The organism is Marinomonas phycocola, assembly GCF_047525455.1.
GTDB lineage: Bacteria > Pseudomonadota > Gammaproteobacteria > Pseudomonadales > Marinomonadaceae > Marinomonas.
Genome location: NZ_JBLIXL010000047.1, coordinates 1 through 2,604, shown reverse-complemented (window position 1 = coordinate 2,604; position 2,604 = coordinate 1). Strand labels below are relative to the sequence as shown.

4 protein-coding genes are annotated in these 2,604 nt (G+C 38.7%); 1 reads left to right on the top strand and 3 read right to left on the bottom strand.

All coding sequences use genetic code 11. From position 1 onward, the window contains the following. Positions 1-323 precede the first annotated feature (323 nt). Positions 324-560, bottom strand: coding sequence for a hypothetical protein (locus ACMUMJ_RS16785; RefSeq protein ID WP_414679996.1), 237 nt, complete (start codon positions 558-560; stop codon positions 324-326). 451 nt (positions 561-1,011) lie between these two features. Here ACMUMJ_RS16785 and ACMUMJ_RS16780 point away from each other — a divergent pair, with 451 nt between their 5' ends. Further along, positions 1,012-1,767, top strand: a complete 756-nt coding sequence (locus ACMUMJ_RS16780) for a tyrosine-type recombinase/integrase (RefSeq protein ID WP_414679995.1) — start codon at positions 1,012-1,014, stop codon at positions 1,765-1,767. A 75-nt stretch (positions 1,768-1,842) separates the two neighbouring features. Here the strand turns inward: ACMUMJ_RS16780 and ACMUMJ_RS16775 are convergent, their stop codons facing one another. Beyond that, on the bottom strand, positions 1,843-2,091 hold the full coding sequence (locus tag ACMUMJ_RS16775) for an ectoine synthase (protein ID WP_414679994.1): 249 nt from the start codon (positions 2,089-2,091) through the stop codon (positions 1,843-1,845). Then, complete coding sequence (locus ACMUMJ_RS16770; protein WP_414679993.1) at positions 2,081-2,401, bottom strand: cupin domain-containing protein; 321 nt, start codon at positions 2,399-2,401, stop codon at positions 2,081-2,083. Before ACMUMJ_RS16770 ends, ACMUMJ_RS16775 begins: the two co-directional genes overlap by 11 nt. Between the last annotated feature and the right edge of the window lie 203 nt (positions 2,402-2,604).

The window sequence follows — 2,604 nt, the reverse complement described above, 5'->3', positions numbered from 1 at the left end:
GCAGGGATAGGGATGTTAGCTTTAAATGCTTCTAAAAGAATTACACCTTAAACTATAAACATTAGATGATCGTGTGCGAAAAGGCTTAGCGTACGTTTTCGTACCATTGGACTTCAACCCCCTTCTAAAAGAATTACACCTTAAACTATAAACATTAGATGATCGTGTGCGGAAAGGCTTAGCGTACGTTTTCGTACCATTGGACTTCAACCCCCTGTAAGGGTTTAAGAATATGCAATAAATCATAAATATAATAAATGTTTTATTTATTATATCTTTTATTTTAATTCCTCCCATAGATTGGTTCTAAATAATGAAAAATCTCACTTATCATTTATTTTGTGGTCAGTTGCTTTATTCTGGTCGTTTAGCCGTTCGACATTCGCCTTGAGAACAGCATTTTCTTTATCCAGTTTACTGACAGATGCTTGTGCTTGTGAGTGTTGTTTCTTAGTTTCAGAGAGTTCCTTTTTTAATCCGGTATTTAACGATGCCTGATGTTCCAGCTTCTCATTCAACTGAACAATCTGTTGCTCAAATTGTTTAAATTTAGCAGCCAATTCTTCGATGCGTTTTTCTAATGCTTCACGTTCCTTAGAGGATTCATATTCAGTGAGAAGAGAGAGGGAAATTCTTTTTATTCTCTACTTATGAAAATGTACGTTTGCAAAAGTAGAGAATTTAAAATAGAGTAAAGCAAGACCAAACTGAGTTAATTTCACAAAGAAACGCTATAGTTTTTTGGAAAAAAATAAGCCTTTAGCGTTGTCGCAGTAAAGTCGCCTAACATCGTCCTAGACAGAGAAAATAATGGCATCGAATATAATATTGTTATCTGACGACAGATTACCCTCTTCAATCCTATCAACTGAGGATATTCACCAGAACCCTGCGGTCGCTTATTTGGTGAGTCTGGGTTCAAAGGCCAGTCGGCAAACAATGAGCTATTTCCTCAACATCGTAGCCAAGTTATTAGGGTGCCAAACGCTGAATGATTGCCCCTGGTACACAATGCAGCGACATCATATTCAGGCCATTATTGAAATGTTATCGGATGCCGACAGAGCACCGGCAACGATTAATACTTATCTGGCTGCATTGAAAGGTGTTGCACTTGAAGCCTGGTCATTGAAGCAAATGGATACGGACAGCTACCAGCGCATTAAGCAGGTACGTTCGATGAAAGGCAGCCGACTGCCAAAAGGAAGAAAACTGACGAGGGAAGAAATTCAGACACTTTTTTTCACATGTGAAAGTGATAAAAGCGCAAAAGGCCCCAGAGATGCGGCTATTATTGGGATATTGGTCGGATGTGGATTGCGTCGGTCTGAGATAGTGGCGCTGGACTTGGAACACATCGACTATCGTGATCAAGCATTAACTGTCTTGGGAAAAGGCAATAAAGAACGCATTGCATACATGCCCAACGGCACATGGGGCCGCTTACACTACTGGGTCGAAGACGTTCGAGGAAATCAAAAAGGCCCACTATTCAATCGAATACGCAGACATGACGATATGACAGATCAGCGTATGACCGACCAAGCGATTTACCACATCCTAGAAACCCGACGACTCGAATCTGGGCTAGAAAAATTCGCTCCACACGACCTTAGAAGAACCTTCGCCTCAGAAATGCTGGATAACGGCGAAGATATTATTACTGTTAAGGACGCTATGGGTCATGCTAGCGTGACTACTACTGAACGTTATGATCGACGGGGTATGGAACGTCTGAAAAGAGCTAGTTTGAGATTAGAGGTTTAAGATTGATAATGAATCATATCGTCTATCGATAGGTACGAAATTATTAGACCAGAACACTCTTACAGTCTCAAAGTTTCAATTAAAATCCACGTTATATGAACCGCTCTCATCGTGCGTTTCTTGTCCTGTCAATGGTGGTGTAAAAACACATAGAACCGTTATATCTTCATCCGCACACAGATTATGACGATCATGTTTATCTAGTACATAACATGTACCTGGCTCAATTCTATGGATAATTCCAGATTCAATATCTTCGATATGCCCTTTACCAGAAACGCAATAAACGACTTCAAAATGGATTCCATAACTTTCACTTTTCACTATTAATATTGTCAATTACAAGCAAAGAAACTACATCATCGACAATAATCCGATGTTTTTCTCCACTATTAATTTTAACAAAATCCCCACTAACTAAAGAGTTCTTTTCTCCTTCGACCTCTATAACCATAGTTCCTTCAAGAATAAAGAATGCTTCGACTGCCATGTCATGTTGATGTAAGTTGGAAGATTTTCCACAAACAATTCGGTGTCGAATTTTCATAGAACCTATTTCGGCAAGCAACTTAGAATTCCAATAATCATTTGTCAATGACATTTTCTCTTTCACTTTTCTAATTATTTCAGCCATAAAAGTCGCCTTTTAACATCGTTAATCCTGTTAATTTTTCAATATCTGCCACAAAATTATTTATCAGTTTACTTAAATTCTCCTAAATTCAGATAATAAGTGCGACACTGCTAATCAGGTGTAGAAGAAGCCAACTGCTGAAGTTGGTATGATTCTTCTTACCACAGAACAAAGCAGTACCAACATGAATTATCAGCAGTTGA

Excerpts from the sequence above, each read along its gene's own strand:
- ACMUMJ_RS16780 (WP_414679995.1), top strand. The coding sequence starts at position 1,012 with ATGCAGCGACATCATATTCAGGCCATTATTGAAATGTTATCGGATGCC.
- ACMUMJ_RS16770 (WP_414679993.1), bottom strand. The coding sequence starts at position 2,401 with ATGGCTGAAATAATTAGAAAAGTGAAAGAGAAAATGTCATTGACAAAT.